This window comes from Verrucomicrobiia bacterium, assembly GCA_035946615.1.
GTDB lineage: Bacteria > Verrucomicrobiota > Verrucomicrobiia > Limisphaerales > UBA8199 > DASYZB01.
This window is the reverse complement of record DASYZB010000087.1, coordinates 25,500-42,340: the sequence shown is the minus strand read 5'-3', so window position 1 is coordinate 42,340 and position 16,841 is coordinate 25,500. Positions and strand designations below refer to the sequence as shown.

Below are 16,841 nucleotides of genomic sequence, written 5' to 3'. Positions count from 1 at the left end.
GCTAATTTCCCAGTCAATCCGTGATCACGTGAAGGGCGACGATGGCCAGTATGCCTCCGGCCATCAGCGTTGCCCCGGTGATGAGCAGCATCGCCAGGTGTGAACGGACAGCGGCAAGCGCCTCCAGGCTGGCCTGCCGCAGTTCCGCATCGCCACGCCAGTTGCGCAACACCGTAGCACAGCCAATGACCAATGCTGCAAAGGGCAGCGCGATGAGCAAGATGTCGAGGCCAAGAAACCTGCGGGCGCTGAACCACTCGACCAGGCGCAGGGCCGTGTGCGCCGGTTCGTACTGCGTCGGCTGAATGTCCCGCACGAACAGCGCGGTCATGAACAGCGTAGCGGGCAAGACGAGGAGCACCTCCGCGGTGGCGATGGCGCGTTTGACGATATTCATATTTACTTTGTAATACAAAGCAAATCCCCTGTCAAGAGCACCAGGAAAACCCAAAACCTCTTTCCAATTAATCCTTCAATCTGTTCGATTCCTGAATCGCTGACGCGGCGGTGGCCGGCGTGATGGGCCGTGGACGCGGAAGCTCTTCTGGAGGCAGGACGTTGCAACGCGCGGCCCAGGCGTCATAGAGCGCGGACATTTCCTCCACTTTGCCGGTATGGCTCGAAGCCACGTTGTTCAGCTCGGTCCGGTCTGTTTGTGTATCGTAGAGTTCCCATTTTTGCCTATGGAGCGCCACCAACTTCCATTGCCCCAGCCGGACCGCCCGGTTGCCTTCGTGTTCCCAGAAAATCGGAGCCGGATGCTCGCGTTCGCGGCCCTCGAAAATGGGCATGAGGCTGGCGCCTTCCAAGAGGAGAACCGGTTGGCCGTTGTACATTTTCGGGTGCGTGGCCCCGGCGACCTCCACCAGGGTGGCCATGATGTCGGTGACATGGCCAATTTGGCGCGACATCACGCTCCCCTTTTGAATGCGAGCCGGCCAGCGGACTATCAATGGCGTTGAAATGCCCCCTTCCTGCGTAAAATGCTTATACAGCAGGAAGGGTGTATCGCTGACGTTCGCCCAGGGAATGCCATAGCTTTGCCAGACATCCTCGGGCCCTGCCAATACGGTGTGATCGCGATTGCCCACTTTGACCCTCTGCCCCGACCGGGTGCGGCTGGGAACATCATACCACTCGGGCTGAATCACCTCCGCGCAGGCGCCATTATCTGAAAAGAAGATGACTAGCGTGTTCTGCTCGATGCCCTGTTCCTTTAGCGCCTTGAGAATGCGCCCGACTCCCTGGTCCAACCGCTCGACCATTGCCGCATAAGTCGCCATCCGGTTAGCTTCCCATTCTTTGTCCCGCACCTGGGTCCACGCCGGCACTCGTGGGTCCCTGGGTGATAATCCCCAGCGCTGGTCTATGATGCCCAGTGCGAGCTGGCGCTGGTAGCGGTTTGTGCGAATGACATCCCACCCTGCCAGGTAGCGCTCCCGATACTTTGCAATGTCCGCTTCCGGCGCTTGCAAAGGCCAATGCGGCGCAGTGAAGGCGGCATAGAGAAAAAACGGTTTGTCCTTGCCGGCGTACTTTTCGATGTCGGCAACTGCATGTTCAGCGATGGCGTCGGTATAATAGAAGCGCTTTTTCTGGGGCCGGGTGGGTGTGTTATTCTGCGTCAGCGAAAAGGGATCGTAATAGCTGCTCACGCCATGGATCGTGCCATAGTACTTCTCGAATCCCCGCTGAAGCGGCCAGTCATGTTTATCATCCCAAAACGGGACATTCGACTGGTAGTTTAGTTGCTTCTTTCCGTCGAAATAGATGTGGCACAGATGCCATTTGCCCACCATCAGCGTGTGGTAGTTCGCCCGGCGCAGCTCTTCGGCGATGGTGAGACAATTGGTCCCAAGCTCGCCACGATAGCCAGGAACGCCACGGTCCTCCATCATCCCGCCCATTCCCGCTTGCTGTGGATACAACCCGGTCAGCAGGGACGCCCGCGATGGACAACACCGCGGCGTCGTATAGAACTCGGTCATTTTTAGCCCTTGCGCCGCCAAGCGGTCCAGGTTGGGGGTCGATATCTCGGAACCGAAACAGCCCAAATCGGAATAACCCAAATCATCAGCCAAAATCAGAACAATATTCGGACGAGGCGCCTGCGTTGCAGCAGTGCCTGATTTCAACTCCGCGCCCAGCATGGCGCCTGCGATTAGGAGGCGCATCCACTGCCAGAGCAAAGCCGCCCGCAAATCCTGTTTCATAGATGTCCCAGGCTACCCCTCGGGCGCCGTTCTCGCAATCCCGCTCGGTCAAGCAAATCAACTCAAGGCGGAAAACCCGCGAGGCGTGGATTACGCCGTGACCACGTGAGGCGCGCGATGTGCCGGCGGAACGTCACATTCCCGCAGAATGGGTGGAGCGGACGGTGCGCGAACCAGAGTTGAAACTGTCAGACCCGACCGACGCCACGGTGGGGCGGCGTTATCGCAAAATACCAGAGCACGGCAACCGTCCGGTAGCGTTAAGATCTGCCAGGTAGATTATCGACCAGACCCATAAATATGGTAGGGTGCGCTTGTGAAGACAACCATTGAAATTCCAGGCACGACGCTCCGACGCGCCAAGAGCGTTGCCGCCTCACGCGGTATCAACCTCAAACAGTTCTTCACCGAGGCCCTCGATGACAAGCTCAAGACTGCCGGAACGCCCTCCGCGCCGCCGGCCTGGATGAAATTGGCAGGCGCCTTCGGCAAGACCGCATCTGACCGCGCCGAGACTCGTCGCATCCAACAGCGGATTGACGAGGAGTTCGAGGTTTTGGAACCCGAGGACACGCTGTGATCCTGGACACGAACGCGATCACGGCTTTCGCTGAAGGCAACCTGTCGGCTCGAGAAAAGATCGCCACCGGCCCAGGGCCGCATCTTCCTGTGATTGTCATTGGCGAGTATCGGTTTGGCCTGCTGGAGGGTCGCGACCGTCCACGCCGCCTAGCTTGGTCGGAGCAACTGACCCGGCACGGACGGTGCTTGAAATCTCCCTGGACACCGCTGCCGCTTACGCCGAAATTCGGCAAACCTTGAAGGAGCGCGCCAGTCCCATCTTTTCCAACGATGTCTGGATTGCCGCCCTGGCCCGGCACCACAATTTATCCATCCTGAGCGCCGATCCCCACTTCGACAGCGTCCCTGGCATCCGCCGGATCAGTTGGTGACGAAAACGAGAATGCGCGTCTGACCAATGCCGCAACGGCTGGGCGCCGAGCGGCGACAAAGGCCCGGCGCGCGGTCCCATCAGATATCGATCACCAGGCCACCGCCATCGTGGCAGTCTGAATCCCGCGGAAGACGGCGGCGCTTGAAATGGATTCGGGAGCCTCCTGTGCGGTGGTGCCGATGGAGGGGGTCGAACCCACACATCCTTACGGATACCAGATTTTGAGTCTAGCGCGTCTGCCAATTCCGCCACATCGGCTTGCCCTTACCGGGCGCTGAAACATACAAGAGCCCCCTAGCCCGGCGCAAGTGGCCAATTTGCGATTGCCCGGCTAAGATAAACGGAGTTTCGGCCCCGGCAAGGGGCGAGCATTCAGGATTAACCATTAAACTATTAGACAGAAGCCAAGCCTGAAAAATATTATCAGAATCTATGTTTCTGCTTCCATTTTTCCGCCTTCCCTTTATGCAGTCTCGGCTGTGGCGCGGCGGCGCCGGAGGGCGGGCCATTGCGGGCGCCAGCGGGCGAACCAGCGGCGGATGTGTTCGAATAAGAGATAAACCACGGGTGTTGTGAAGAGCGTGAGCGCCTGGGAAACGATTAGGCCGCCGACGATGGCGATGCCCAGAGGTTTGCGCAATTCCGAGCCGGCGCCGAGTCCGATGGCCAGCGGCACAGCGCCAAACAAGGCAGCCATTGTCGTCATCATGATGGGGCGAAAGCGAATGATGCAGGCCTGGTAAATGGCCTCCTCCGGCGAGGCGCCGTCGTTGCGCTCGGCTTCGAGGGCGAAATCGATCATCAGGATGGCGTTTTTCTTCACAATGCCGATAAGCAGGATGATGCCGATGAAAGAGACCAGAGACAGTTCGAGGTGTGTTGCCAGCAAGGCCAGCAGCGCCCCCACGCCAGCAGAAGGCAGCGTCGAGAGGATGGTGATGGGATGGATGAGGCTCTCGTAAAGCATCCCCAGGACGACATACACCGCAATCAAGGCGGCCAGCGCCAGGACCGGCGTGCTCGCCATCGATGCCTGGAATACCTGCGCCGTCCCTTGAAAGCTGCCTTGCACCACCGAGGGTATGTGGAGGCTCTCCACCACGCGCTGCACGGCTTCCGTCGCCGCGCCCAACGAGGCGCCGAGGGCCAGGTTGAATGAAAGGGTGACTGCCGGGAATTGACCCTGGTGATTCACCGAGAGGTAGGTGTTGCCCGTCTCAAATTTGGCTACGGCCGATAAAGGGACGAGCAGGCCCGTGGAGGATTTGACAAAGATTTGTTGGAGAGACTCAGGGTCGAGAAGAAAGCGCGGTTCAGCTTCCAAAACCACAAAATGCTGGTTGTATCGTTTATACATTGTCGAGACCTGGCGCTGCCCGAAGGCGTCATAGAGAGTGTTGTCGATAGCGGCCAGTGAGATACCCAGGCGCGCGGCGGCATCGCGATCGACCACCACGTTGGACTGCAATCCGCCCGTGAGTTGGTCGCTGGTCACGTCGCGCAACAAGGGTTCCTGGCGCAATTTATCCAGGAGCACCGCCGACCAGTGTTTGAGTTCGTCCAGGTCGCTCGATTGGAGGGCGTACTGATATTGGGCCTTGCTCATGCGTCCTCCGACCCGGATGTCCTGACTGGCCTGCATATAAAGCGTGATGCCTGGCAGAACCGACAGCTTGCGGCGCAAGCGGTTAATCACCTGGTCCGCCGTGACATTGCGTTGTTCGACTGGTTTGAGGGTAATGAACATGCGGCCATTATTGACGACCGAGTTGCCGCTGCCGCTGAGGAACGAGCCAATCGACTCGACTGCCGGGTCAGCCATGACAATCGAAAGAGCCTGCTGGTGAAGCTTCTTCATCGCTTTGAACGAGATGTCCTGGGCCGCCTCGGTCGTGCCCATCAGCCCGCCGGTGTCCTGCTGTGGAAAGAAGCCCTTGGGAATAAACAAGTACAGCACGACAGTTGTGGCCATGGTCACGAAGAACACCACCAGCATAAATGCCTGATAGCGCAGGACCCAACGCAACGCGGATTCGTACCCGCCCAGCATCCACTTAAACCCGCGCTCGGCGGAGCGATAGAACATGCCCGGGGGTCCGTATGTGGCCTCGGCGCGCAAGAAGCGCGAGCACATCATCGGGGTAAGGGTCAGAGAAAGCACACCGGAGATCAGGACGGCGATGCTCAACGTCACGGCAAATTCGTGAAACAAACGGCCAATCAACCCGCTCATGAACAGCAACGGAATAAACACAGCCACCAACGAGGTGGTCATCGAAACGATGGTGAAGCCGATTTGTCTGGCTCCTTTGAGGGCCGCGGGAAATGCCGCTTCGCCGTGCTCGATATGGCGATAGATGTTTTCAATAACGACGATGGCGTCATCGACAACGAACCCGACGGAAATGGTGATCGCCATTAAGGAGAGATTATCCAGGGTATAATGGCAGAAGTACATCCCGGCAAACGTCCCTGCCAATGCGAGCGGGACGGTGATACTGGCGATGAAGGTGGGCCAGAAGCGCCGCAAGAACAGGAAAATGACCATCACGACCAGGGCGATGCTCAGCATCAGGGAAAACTGGACTTCCTTAACCGAGGACTCGATGGTGCGCGTCCGATCGCTAATGGCAGTGAGCCTGACTGCCGGCGGCAACCATTCCGCCAGGTGAGGCAGCTCTGTTTTGATGCGTTGCACCGTCTCGAGTACATTCGCGTCGGCCTGTTTAAAGATGATGACCAGGACGGCGACATTGGTGCCGGACCACCCGGCTTGGAGGGTGTTCTCCAGGCCGTCAAAGGCCTGGCCAACGGCGGAGAGTTTGACAGGGCCCTTCGGCTTTTCGGCCAGCACGAGCCGCTGGTAATCGCGCGCCACCAGGAGTTGATCGTTACTGTCCAGAGTGTAGGCCAGGCCGTTTCCTTCCAGACTGCCCTTGGGTTCATCCACATTGACCTGTCCGAGCAGGGCGCGGACGTCTTCCAGGCTCAGCCCGGCCGAGGCCAGGACGGCGGGGTTGACCTGGACGCGAATGGCATTTTTGGCCGCACCGCTGATATAGACCTGGCTGACGCCTTCGACCTGGCTGAGGCGTTGGGCGATGATGGTGTCGCCATAATCGTAGATTTGTGTAGGCGGCAAGGTTTGAGAAGTCATGGCCAGGATCATGACCGGGGCATCGGCGGGATTGACCTTTCGGTAGGTGGGAGGGGCGGGCAGGTTGATGGGCAGGTCGCCTGCGGCGGCATTGATGGCCGCTTGCACATCCCGCGCCGCGCCATCGACGTTGCGATCCAAATTGAACTGGATAGTGATGCCCGCCCCGCCCAGGGTGCTGACGGAGGTGATTTCGGAGACGCCGGAGATTTGGCCCAGGCGTTTTTCAAGCGGGGCGGCGACCGTCGAGGCGACCGTCGCAGGGTCGGCCCCCGGCAGCGAGGCCGAAACACTGATCATCGGGAAATCCACGCGCGGGATGGGGGCGACCGGAAGGAAATGATAGGCGATGATTCCGGCCAGGAACAGTCCCGCCGCCAGCAACGACGTGCCGACTGGCCGGCGGATGAATGGCTCAGAAACGCTCACGGCTCAGGTCTCAGGCGAAGGCAGGCCCGCAGGCTCTGCCAAGTGTGCTGCCTGACGCCAGCGCCGGAACCAGGCGCCGAGCCGGTCGAGGTACAGATACACCACCGGGGTTGTATAGAGAGTGATGAACTGCGAGAGCAACAGGCCGCCGACAATGGCGATGCCCATGGGCCGTCGCAACTCGGAGCCTTCGCCGTGCTGCAACGCCAGGGGCAATGCGCCCAGCAGCGCGGCCATGGTGGTCATCATGATGGGACGAAAGCGCAGCAAGGCAGCTTGGTAGATCGAGCGTTCGGGAGGCAAACCCTCGTTGCGCTCGGCATCGAGCGCGAAATCAATCATCATGATGGCGTTCTTCTGCACGATGCCAATCAGCAGCACGATGCCGATGAGCGAGATAAGGGAAAGGTCCTGGCCGGTCAACATCAGCGCCAGCAGGGCGCCCACCCCGGCCGAGGGCAGGCTCGAGAGAATCGTGATGGGGTGAATGTAGCTTTCATAGAGGACCCCCAGGACAATGTAGATGACAATAATGGCCGCCAGAATCAGGAACGGTTCGCTTTTAAGCGAAGAGCGGAACTCGGCGGCGCTGCCGGAAAAGGTGGTCACAACAGTTTCGGGCAGGCCGATGCCCTTTTCGGCAGTTTGAATGGCCTCAACGGCGGTGCCCAATGAGGAGCCGGACGCCAGGTTGAAGGAGAGGGTGACAGCGGGGAACTGGCCCTGATGCACGACGGTCAGCGGGGCAATCCCGGTCTCGACGTGGGCAAAGGTGCTCAGTGGGACAACCTGGCCTGTGGATGAGCGGACGTAGATTCGCTGGAGCGTTTCGGGCGTCATTTGAAACGCAGGGTCGGCTTCGAGTATGACCCGATATTGCGTGAGCTGGGTAAAGATAGTCGAGACCTGGCGCTGCCCGAAGGCGTCATAGAGGGTATCATCGATGGCCTGAGGCAGGATATTCAGGCGGGAGGCCCGCTCCCGGTCCACAACGACGCTGGCCGTCAGGCCGCCCGGCTCTTCATCGCTGGCCACATCGGTCAGTTGGGGCAGTTGGCGCAAACGCTCCAGGAGCCGCCCTGCCCATTGGGACAACTCGGCCTCGTCGGCGTCCTGGAGGGTGTACTGATATTGGGTGCGGCTGACGCGGCTATCGATTTGCACATCCTGGACGGCCTGCATGAACAGTGAGATGCCTTCCACACCGGCGGTTGCCTTGCGCAGCCGTGCGATGATGTCCCTGGCGCTGGCCGTTCGCTGACGAAGCGGTTTAAGGCCAATATACAAACGGCCTGTGTTCATCGTCGGGTTGACAGTCCCGCCGCCGACAAACGAAGCTATCTTCGCCACATCGGGGTCGTGGGCGACTACCTCCGCCAAGCGCCGCTGCCGTTCGACCATGCCCTTGAAGGAAATGGTTTGTGGCGCGTCCGTAATGCCCAGGATTAGACCGGTGTCCTGCTCGGGCAACAACCCCTTCGGCGCCAGAACATAAAGCCAAATGGTCGCCACCAAGGTCACGGCCGCAACGCCCAGGACAAAAAGTTGATGTGCCAGAACCCATTGCAGCCCGCGTTCATAGGCGTCCAGCATTCCTTTGAAGAACCGTTCGGAGGCCAGGAACAGGCGGCCATGTTTCTGCTTATCTTCCGGCTGGAGCAGGCGCGCGCACATCATCGGGGTGAGGGTTAGCGAGACAATGGCCGAGACCATCACGGCGATGCTCAGAGTGATGGCAAATTCGCGGAAAAGCCGCCCTACAATGCCGGTCATGAAAATCAGCGGGATAAAGACCGCCACCAGTGAAAAGCTCAGCGATACCACCGTGAAGCCGATCTGTTTGGAGCCTTTCAGGGCGGCTTGCAAGGGCGGTTCGCCCGCTTCGATGAACCGGACAATGTTCTCGATCATGACGATGGCGTCGTCCACGACAAAGCCGGTCGAGATCGTCAGGGCCATCAGCGAGAGGTTATCCAGGGTGAAGCCGATGAGTTTCATGAGGCCGAAGGTGCCGATAACCGCCAGCGGGAGGGCAATGCTGGGGATAACGGTGGCCCAAAGTTTGCGCAGGAAGACGAAGATGACCATCACAACCAGGGCCACTGTGAGCACCAACGTGAGTTGCACGTCGCGGACCGATGCCCGGATGGTTTCGGTGCGGTCGGTTAGGATGGAGATGGTGACCGAGGGGGGGATAGCCGCGCGCAACCTCGGCAGGAGAGCTTTTACTCGATCGGCTGTCTCGATGATGTTGGCCCCCGGCTGGCGCTGAATGTCCAGGATGACGGCGGGCCCTTGGCCGACCCAGCCTGCAAGCCGCACGTTTTCCACGTTATCGACGACTTGGCCCACATCGCGCAACCGGACAGGAGAGCCGTTCCGGTAAGCGACGATGACATCGCCAAATTGCGCGGCAGAGAAGATTTGGTCATTAACGCCAATCGCATAAGAGAGCCGCTGGCCATCAAAGGAGCCTTTGGGGGCGTTGATGTTGTTCTGCATCAGGCCGGTCCGGACGTCCTCGAAACCAAGGCCCAGGGCGGCAAGGGCGGGGGGATTGACGCGAACACGAACGGCGGGCTTTTGATTGCCTTCAATCGTAACTAGGCCCACCCCGGTCACCTCGCTGAGTTTCTGCGCCAGGACGGTGTCCGCAAGGTCGTTAACCTTCTCGAGCGGCAAGGTATCCGATGTAATGGCCAGTGTTAAGATGGGGGTGTCGGCGGGGTTGACTTTGCTGTAGGTGGGCGGGTTTGGCATCCGGGGCAGGACGCCATTGGCCGCGTTCATGGCGGCCTGCACATCTTGCGCTGCCGCATCGATGTTGCGGTCGAGATTAAACTGGAGCGTGATGCTCGAATTGCCGAACGAGCTAATGGATGTCATCTGGGAAAGCCCGCTGATTTGCCCAAACTGCCGTTCCAACGGGGTGGTGACCGATGAGGCCATGACATCCGGTCCGGCGCCGGGGTACTGGGCTGTCACCTGTATCGTTGGGAAATCGACGGGTGGCAATGCGGAGACCGGCAGGAGGAAATATCCCAGCAAACCCATCAGAACGACGCCGGCCATCAAAAGGGAAGTGGCGATGGGCCGGCGGATGAATGGCTCGGAGATGTTCAAGAGCGGGAGTCTTAACGCGTGACAGGGTCCAGCAAGGGCTTTTTGCCGGCCTGCTCCCCGCGCTGTCCAGAGGCCTGCTCGGCGGCGTCTGCCTTTTGTTGCGGGCTTTGGGGACGCGGCCTGGCGTCCTGGCCGGGCAATTTAACCTTCGAGCCGGGTTGCAGCTTGTACTGGCCGTCCACCACCACCATCTCGCCAGCCTGGAGGCCCTCATCGATCAGCGCCATGTTTTGGCCGATGCGTCCCACCTTGATCGGACGCACTTGGGCAAGGCCATTGCTGATGACGAAAGCAAACGTGCCATCTGGCCCGCGCTGGACGACCGAGGCGGGCACCACCAGCCCCCCCTTGCGGACCTCGATCAGGAGACGGACATTGACGAACTGGCCTGGCCACAGGCTTAAACCGGTATTGGGAAAAGTCGCTTTGAGGCGGATCGTGCCGGTGGTGGTATCGATTTGGTTATCGATAACAGCCAGGGTCCCTTGCGCGAGCGTGTTGGTATTGTCCCGGTCCATCGCCAGCACCTGGAGGCCCTCGCCTTTCAACGCGTGTTCCTGGATTTCGGATAGATACTGTTCCGGCAACGTGAAGACGACGGAGATTGGACGTAGCTGGGTGATGACGACCAGCCCATTAGAATCGGTTGCATGGACGATGTTGCCCTGGTCCACCTGCCGAATACCGGTTCGCCCGTCCAGGGGCGAGGTAATCCGGGTGTAATCGAGTTGCACCTTTGCATTGTCAATAGCCGCCTGATCCCCGTTGACGGTGGCGACGAGCTGATCGACCAGGGCTGATTGGGTGTCATAATCCTGTTGGGCAAGGATTTTGCTTTCCAGCAATTGGGCGTCGCGGTTGAGGGTCAGCTTTGCCACGGCCAACTGCGCTGCGTCCTGCGCTTTTTTGGCGACATCCTGGTCGAGCATTGCCTGGAAGGGGGCCGGATCGATTTGCGCCAGCATATCGCCAATATGGACATCCTGCCCCTCGGTAAAGGCTATCTTCTGCACCTGGCCATCCACCCGGCTGCGGATCGTGACGGTGTTGAATGCCTGGACGGTGCCCAGGCCATCGAGATAGATCGGCACATCTTTGGTTTCCACCGTCCCCGGGATGATGGGGACAGGGAAGTTGCCCGTGGAAGCCCGGCCTCCGGGGCCGGGCGCGGCCCCAGCCTCAGGATTTCTCGAACGCTTTGTCCAAAACCAGCCCAAAACGGCTACCCCAATGATGATGCCTAAGAGTGTAATGACGCCCCAGCCGCGCCGAATGTTGGGCCCCGGAGCCGGGCCTGGAGTGCCGGTTCCGCCATGTCCCTGGGGCGGAGCGGGGTTTCCAGATTGGTCTTGGTTCGCCATGAAGTTATTCAGTCGCAACAGAGTATCTGATTGGAGGTTGCGGGCAATGGCTTTATTCATTGAGACTGAATGGGATTTTAGATTTTTGAATTGCGGTGTTTGATTAGGGGATTGGCGGCTAACCCAAATCACGGTCACGAACACCTGCTCACGCCAAATAACGCTTAGGCCGGGAAATCACATGGGATGACCTGCCGACCATGGCGCCGATACACCCTGAAGTCCTTCCGATCTATCGTCCATACTTTGCAAGAATCGCTCAACTCGGTCATACATACGAGGCAAGCGTCAGCCAATTGCATCTGGCGATCGGCATACTTATCGAGCAGTTCCAGCACGCGAGGGATATGAGAAGCGAGGTCGAAATCCAGCGCCAGATCACCCCGAGCCACAAGCCTGATGCCCAAGCGGGCGTCCTCTGTGAGGAAAGCCAGTTCATCGAGCACGGCTTCACAGGTGGCAAAAGGAGCGTGGGCGACGAATTCGCGGCTTCCCCACTGGTGGAACGGGTCTCGCCTGTCCAGCGCCGCAAGCAGCAGACCGGTATCAGCGATGCGCTTCATGACGCTGCTTCAATTTCTGCCGAATGATACGCCGCATGTTTTCGTTGGTTGCTGGCCCAACACCAAGAGCAAGGCATCCGATGAGGTCCGTCGAGGCGAATTTATGCCGGTCCGGGTTCTGCGGCCCCTGCAGAGCTTGATCAATGAGTTCCCTTAAGTATCCAGACCGGTCACGGCCCGACTGAGCGGCTTTCTGATCGAGCTTCGCCAGTTTGGCCGGCGAAATTCGAAGTGTTAGAATATGCGACATACGCTAGTGTATTACGCAAAATGAGTTTTGGCAAGAATTGTTTGCGGCATTTACGGGGAGGGCCGTGGGACGGACTACACACCGAGGGCCCCCTCTCCCCTCCCGCTGCGACGGCGCGACAGCGCGGCGAGTCGGAATGGGAGAGGGGGAAGCATTGCCATCAATCTCGGCGCCTATTGACCCCCTCGGGGCCTCGGTCCCGGTCCACGGCGGTTTTATCGAATCGGAACCGACGCAGTGAACTTCAGTAGCGATCGTAAAAGCTATTTGCGGTCGGGTAGCCGTTGTCCCATGTCAAACCAGAGGCTGTTACGGAAGTGACAACTGTATGGTAGGTGCCTCGATGGGCATTGGTGAGTTGCAACGTAACCTGACCATTGGACCCGGTGCTCGCAGTGCCGCTCGCATAGGGCGAGCCGTTCAGATCAAGCGTGATCGACACTGAGGCGCCCGACACCGGATTGCCGGTACTATCGACCACTGTTAACGTGATGTTCAGATTGGAGTTGCGCCGTCCGGAGGTCGAATAGCTAATGGAACTAACCGTCATGGTAGTTGGCGTGTTGGCAACTGCCAGAGTCGCCGATGCCTGGTGAGTGAGCGAAGGCGTAGTCGAGGTCCCGGTGACACTGAAGCCATAGGAGCCTACGGAAGTGCCCGGGGCCACCGTGAGTGTCAGAGTCGTCGCTACGGTGGCAGTGGCATCGACCTGGGTAGCCGTCCACGACGGTGTGACGCCCGACGGCATGGAAGCTAAAGAAAGGTCCACCGTACCGCTAAAGCCGCTGAGAGGCGTGACGGTGACGGTGTAATTGGTCTGACCGCCGGTGGCGGAAACCGTGGCGGAGGAGGGAGTGATTGAAAGGCTGAAGTCAGGCGTGGGCGGCGCCGCGCCCCACGTGGCCAAGGCCGGCACGAGGCTGCCGGCCAGGGGGGAACCGACACCCGTCACGAGGTCGTAGCCGAAAATGCCCTGGTCGTCAGGGTCGCCACCATTGTTGCCTGAGGTGACGTCGTGGAAGTAATTCGGATTGATTGTGTAAAGGCCGTTGACCTGGCCATTATTCGCGATGCTGTAGATGGCCTGGCCGGGTGTCGGCAGGCCCGCGCCACGCTGTTCATTAGCCAGTGCGACCAACGCGGCCCACTGGGGCGCGCCGACGCTGGTGCCACCGAATTCATACCACCCTCCATGGTACCGAACATAAACCCCATAGTTGGGGTCGGCCAGGTAACTCACATCCGGCACGCCGCGAAGGTTGCCCAGGTAGCTGCTCCAGCCGGTTTGCCAGGAAGGGAGCGGTTCGATTGTGCTGATGCCCCCGCCGCTGCTGGCCCAGGCGGATTCGGAGCCGTAAGTACCGTCCGAGTTGATGACGAGCGTTGTTCCGCCGACCCCGATCACGTTGGGCGAGGCGGCAGGCCATTCCACACCGGTGCTCTCACCGCTATCACCTGCCGACGCAACGTAGGTGACGGCATTTGAAGTGAAATAAGCATCCGAAGAAGTCTCGCCCGAGGATTCTCCGCCACCCCAACTCATGGAAACGACGGTTGCCCCGTTCTGCACCGCGACCTGGGCCGCCTGGAGCAGGTAAGCCGTGCTGTTGTTGTAGGCCTCGACCAGCAAAATCTTGGCGCCGGGGGCTATGGCATGGGCCCATTCGACATCCAGCGACTCTTCCTGTTGCCAGCCCGTGTTGGCCGAAGGTTTGGCCCCTTGCGCGTAAATAATTTGAACGGTGGTCGGCGGGAGTCCGAACTGATTGCAGAAATAGTTCAGGTCGTTCTGAATATTCGCGCTGTCATCGTAGGCATCAACGATCCCAATGACCTGGCCGGTGCCGTCGAATCCGCTCGCGTACACCTGGTTGAAGCCGTAGGCGCTGCTGACTTGCTTCGGCGTGTAAGGCGGCGCGGCCGTGCCGGTGGAACTGTTGGGCCGGGCCTGGGGATTCAAGTTCATCCAAAGCGGTGGCCGCGCGGTGCCCCGCGCCGGCGGGCCAAAAACGCGCACCGGCTGAGCGGTGGCAGCGGCGGTGAGGATGAGAAAACTGCCCGCAATGGGCGCAAGGGTGGCCAGGATTCTTGTGTTCATAATACGCGACAACGTGTTTAGCACGATGAATTCAAAGGCTTAGACTATCGAATACACAATCTCCTGGTTCTGGTCAACCTGCTTTTATGCGGGGTTATGCGGAAAGAGGTATCCGGGGTTTCCCGGACAACTCGGGACGGATGAGGAAGCCAGGCAGAGTCCCGATGGGAAACACGTACGTTTCACAGACTCCAGTCAAGCCGTGGCTTCTCCTCTCCGCGAGCCCAGATGTGGTTCCAACGCTTCCCGTGGAAAGCTGCTCGTGTCTGAAAGGCATCGCAGGTCAGCCGCCTCCTGGGACGCCTTGGGGGCGGGTTGCCTTTCTTTCTAGCCTCGCGCTGTGTGACCTGCTAGGATGGTGTATTCACGTGAAGCTGGCTACGGTTGCATCATTGGTTCTGGTTGGCGAGGCAGTGCTCGCCTCCAACACGGATGTCACTTTTAATAAGGATATCGCTCCGATTGTGTTCGCGCATTGTTCGATCTGCCATCGGCCAGGTGAATCGGGACCCTTTGCGCTCTTGAGCTTTCGTGATGTCGAGAAGCGGGCGAGGCAAATCGCGCAGGTGACCCGGAGCCGTTACATGCCTCCGTGGCTGCCAGCCGGCGCGAGGGGAGAATTTGTGGGAGACCGCCGGCTAACCGGGGAGCAGGTCGAATTGTTTGCGCGCTGGTTCCAAGCCGGTGCGCCGGAGGGCGCGCCGTCGCAGCTACCGCCGCTTCCTCGATTTGTGGGAGGTTGGCAATTGGGCAAGCCCGATTTGGTTGTCCGGATGCCGCGCCCATTCACGCTTGCCGCCGATGGGCGCGACGTTTACCGAAACTTTGTTATCCCAGTTCCCCTCAAGGTTCCCCGGTATGTGCGCGCGGTCGAGTTTCGTCCGGACAATCTTCGGATCGTTCACCATGCTTTTGTAAAAGTGGACACATCAGGGCAGGCGGGGAGCTTCGATGGCGCGGATGGCCAACCCGGGTTTGACGGAATGAATTTGCCCAACAGCGTCCGAACCCCTGATGGCTATTTTCTGGGCTATCAGCCGGGCAAGATGCCGTCCTCCGAGCCGCCAGGGTATGGCTGGACACTTAAGCCTGGCGAGGACCTGGTGGTGCAGGCGCATTTGAGGCCGACGGGAAAACCTGAGACGATCCAGGCGCAGGTCGGGCTCTTCTTCACAGATACGCCCCCCACCAATACAACCATGATCCTTGTCCTGACTTCGCTCAACATCGATATCCCTGCCGGCAATAACGCCTGGGTTTTGGAAGACCAATTCGTCCTGCCGGTCGATGTCGAGGTTCTTTCGGTTTTGCCCCATGCCCATTACCTTGGCAAACGACTCGAGGGCTTCGCGCGTCGAACCGACGGCAGCATTCAGCCGCTGCTGACTATCCCCGACTGGGACTTCAACTGGCAAGGCGACTATCGCTATGCCCATCCAGTGCATTTGCCCGCCGGGACAGAGCTTGGGATGCACTTTACCTATGACAATTCAACCGCGAACCCCAGAAACCCAAACCAGCCCCCCAAAGAGGTTCTCTACGGTCCGCAGACAACCGATGAAATGGGCGAGCTTTGGTTCCAAGTCCGGCTCAATAATCCGGGCGACGGCGCGCGGCTCAAGGAAGCTTACAACCAGAAAAACCAACAGCTCATTCGACGTTACGCCGAGTTTCGGCTGGCCCGCAACCCGCGCGATGCTCGCGCGCGCACCGAACTGGGTTTCGCACAATGGGCTGCCGGCCAAACGACCGAAGCCCTTGAGACCCTCAGAGAGGCCTGCGCCGACGACCCCAAGTACGACCAGCCTCATTATTACAGGGGAGTCATCTACCGCACCCAAAACCTCCTGACCCGCGCCCGCACTGAGCTGGAGGCGGCTATTCGCCTCAACCCAAGAAACGCGCGCGCTTTTGGCAACCTCGCTTTCTTGTTTCTGGACCTGGGCGACCTCGATCAGGCGGAGAAAAAAATCCGGCAGGCCCTTCTGCTGGACCCCACCGACGCTCTGGCGCGTGAAACCTTGCAGCGAATCGAGCGTCTTCGCGCCGCACCTGAGGCGGCCACCAAATGAGGCGAGCCTTTCCGCTTCTGGCTTTGGCCGCGCTTGGTTGCCTCTTCCCAGGCTGTTTGAACCGTCATAGTGTAATCTCGGTATGGCCTCGCCCGGCTGATCCGTTGTTGCCAACCAACCTGGTCGCCCGAGTCCTGATTTTCGTGAGCAATGATTGTCCGCTGGCCAATCGCTACTGCCCCACCATTTCGCATTTGCGCCAGCAGTACGCCCCACGGGGCGTGGCGTTTTGGCTCGTGCATTCTGACCCGGAGGAAACGGCGGACAGCATCCGGAGGCATGATCTCGAATACAAGTTGACTCTCCCTACGCTCCTGGACCCCCACCAGCTTTGGGCCCGCCGCGCCAGGACGGATACCGTGCCTTCGGCCGCCGTCTTTGGCATGAAGGGCGAGCTGCTGTATCATGGCCGAATCGACGACCGCTTCGCAGAGATCGGACGGGAACGGCCAGCGCCCACCCGCCATGACTTGGAGGAGGCCCTAAACGCGATACTGGCTCACCACTCGATCCAAGTGCGCGCGACCAAATCCATCGGCTGTTACATTCCCAATCTGCAATAACAGCGCTCTGGACGTGCTCCGCTTTTGACCCCGCTCATTTGAGCACCCAGTACGTAC

General features: G+C 59.6%; 11 protein-coding genes and 1 tRNA gene. 4 read left to right on the top strand and 8 right to left on the bottom strand.

Going from position 1 to position 16,841, the window contains the following annotated elements:
* Window positions 1-13 precede the first annotated feature (13 nt).
* A complete protein-coding gene (locus VG146_12900; GenBank protein HEV2393245.1) occupies window positions 14-397 on the bottom strand; it encodes a hypothetical protein in 384 nt (127 codons plus the stop codon).
* Between the two features lie 67 nt (window positions 398-464).
* The gene (locus VG146_12895; GenBank protein ID HEV2393244.1) at window positions 465-2,213 is read right to left on the bottom strand and encodes an arylsulfatase; all 1,749 of its coding nucleotides are present in this window, start codon (window positions 2,211-2,213) and stop codon (window positions 465-467) included.
* Between the two features lie 316 nt (window positions 2,214-2,529).
* Here VG146_12895 and VG146_12890 point away from each other — a divergent pair, with 316 nt between their 5' ends.
* Complete coding sequence (locus VG146_12890; protein HEV2393243.1) at window positions 2,530-2,793, top strand: hypothetical protein; 264 nt, start codon at window positions 2,530-2,532, stop codon at window positions 2,791-2,793.
* Between the two features lie 154 nt (window positions 2,794-2,947).
* Entirely contained in the window at window positions 2,948-3,166 is a 219-nt protein-coding gene (locus VG146_12885; GenBank protein ID HEV2393242.1) for a PIN domain-containing protein, read from the top strand.
* 173 nt (window positions 3,167-3,339) lie between these two features.
* Here VG146_12885 and VG146_12880 read toward each other — a convergent pair.
* The 6 genes from VG146_12880 to VG146_12855 all read right to left on the bottom strand — a co-directional run bounded on the left by VG146_12880 (window position 3,340) and on the right by VG146_12855 (window position 14,149).
* Window positions 3,340-3,426: transfer RNA gene (locus VG146_12880), tRNA-Leu, on the bottom strand.
* A 205-nt stretch (window positions 3,427-3,631) separates the two neighbouring features.
* Window positions 3,632-6,754 (bottom strand): efflux RND transporter permease subunit, encoded by a 3,123-nt coding sequence (locus tag VG146_12875; GenBank protein HEV2393241.1) that lies wholly within the window; start codon window positions 6,752-6,754, stop codon window positions 3,632-3,634.
* A 3-nt stretch (window positions 6,755-6,757) separates the two neighbouring features.
* A complete protein-coding gene (locus VG146_12870; GenBank protein HEV2393240.1) occupies window positions 6,758-9,877 on the bottom strand; it encodes a multidrug efflux RND transporter permease subunit in 3,120 nt (1,039 codons plus the stop codon).
* Window positions 9,878-9,888: 11 nt separating this feature from the next.
* A complete protein-coding gene (locus VG146_12865; GenBank protein HEV2393239.1) occupies window positions 9,889-11,298 on the bottom strand; it encodes an efflux RND transporter periplasmic adaptor subunit in 1,410 nt (469 codons plus the stop codon).
* Between the two features lie 104 nt (window positions 11,299-11,402).
* Window positions 11,403-11,801: a pilus assembly protein gene (locus VG146_12860; GenBank protein HEV2393238.1), complete on the bottom strand. Its 399-nt coding sequence runs from the start codon at window positions 11,799-11,801 to the stop codon at window positions 11,403-11,405.
* A gap of 494 nt (window positions 11,802-12,295) precedes the next feature.
* The gene (locus VG146_12855) at window positions 12,296-14,149 is read right to left on the bottom strand and encodes an Ig-like domain-containing protein (protein ID HEV2393237.1); all 1,854 of its coding nucleotides are present in this window, start codon (window positions 14,147-14,149) and stop codon (window positions 12,296-12,298) included.
* Between the two features lie 368 nt (window positions 14,150-14,517).
* Here VG146_12855 and VG146_12850 point away from each other — a divergent pair, with 368 nt between their 5' ends.
* Together VG146_12850 and VG146_12845 are read left to right on the top strand one after the other, a co-directional pair.
* Window positions 14,518-16,221, top strand: a complete 1,704-nt coding sequence (locus VG146_12850; GenBank protein HEV2393236.1) for a tetratricopeptide repeat protein — start codon at window positions 14,518-14,520, stop codon at window positions 16,219-16,221.
* 104 nt (window positions 16,222-16,325) lie between these two features.
* On the top strand, window positions 16,326-16,784 hold the full coding sequence (locus tag VG146_12845; GenBank protein ID HEV2393235.1) for a hypothetical protein: 459 nt from the start codon (window positions 16,326-16,328) through the stop codon (window positions 16,782-16,784).
* Window positions 16,785-16,841 lie beyond the last annotated feature (57 nt).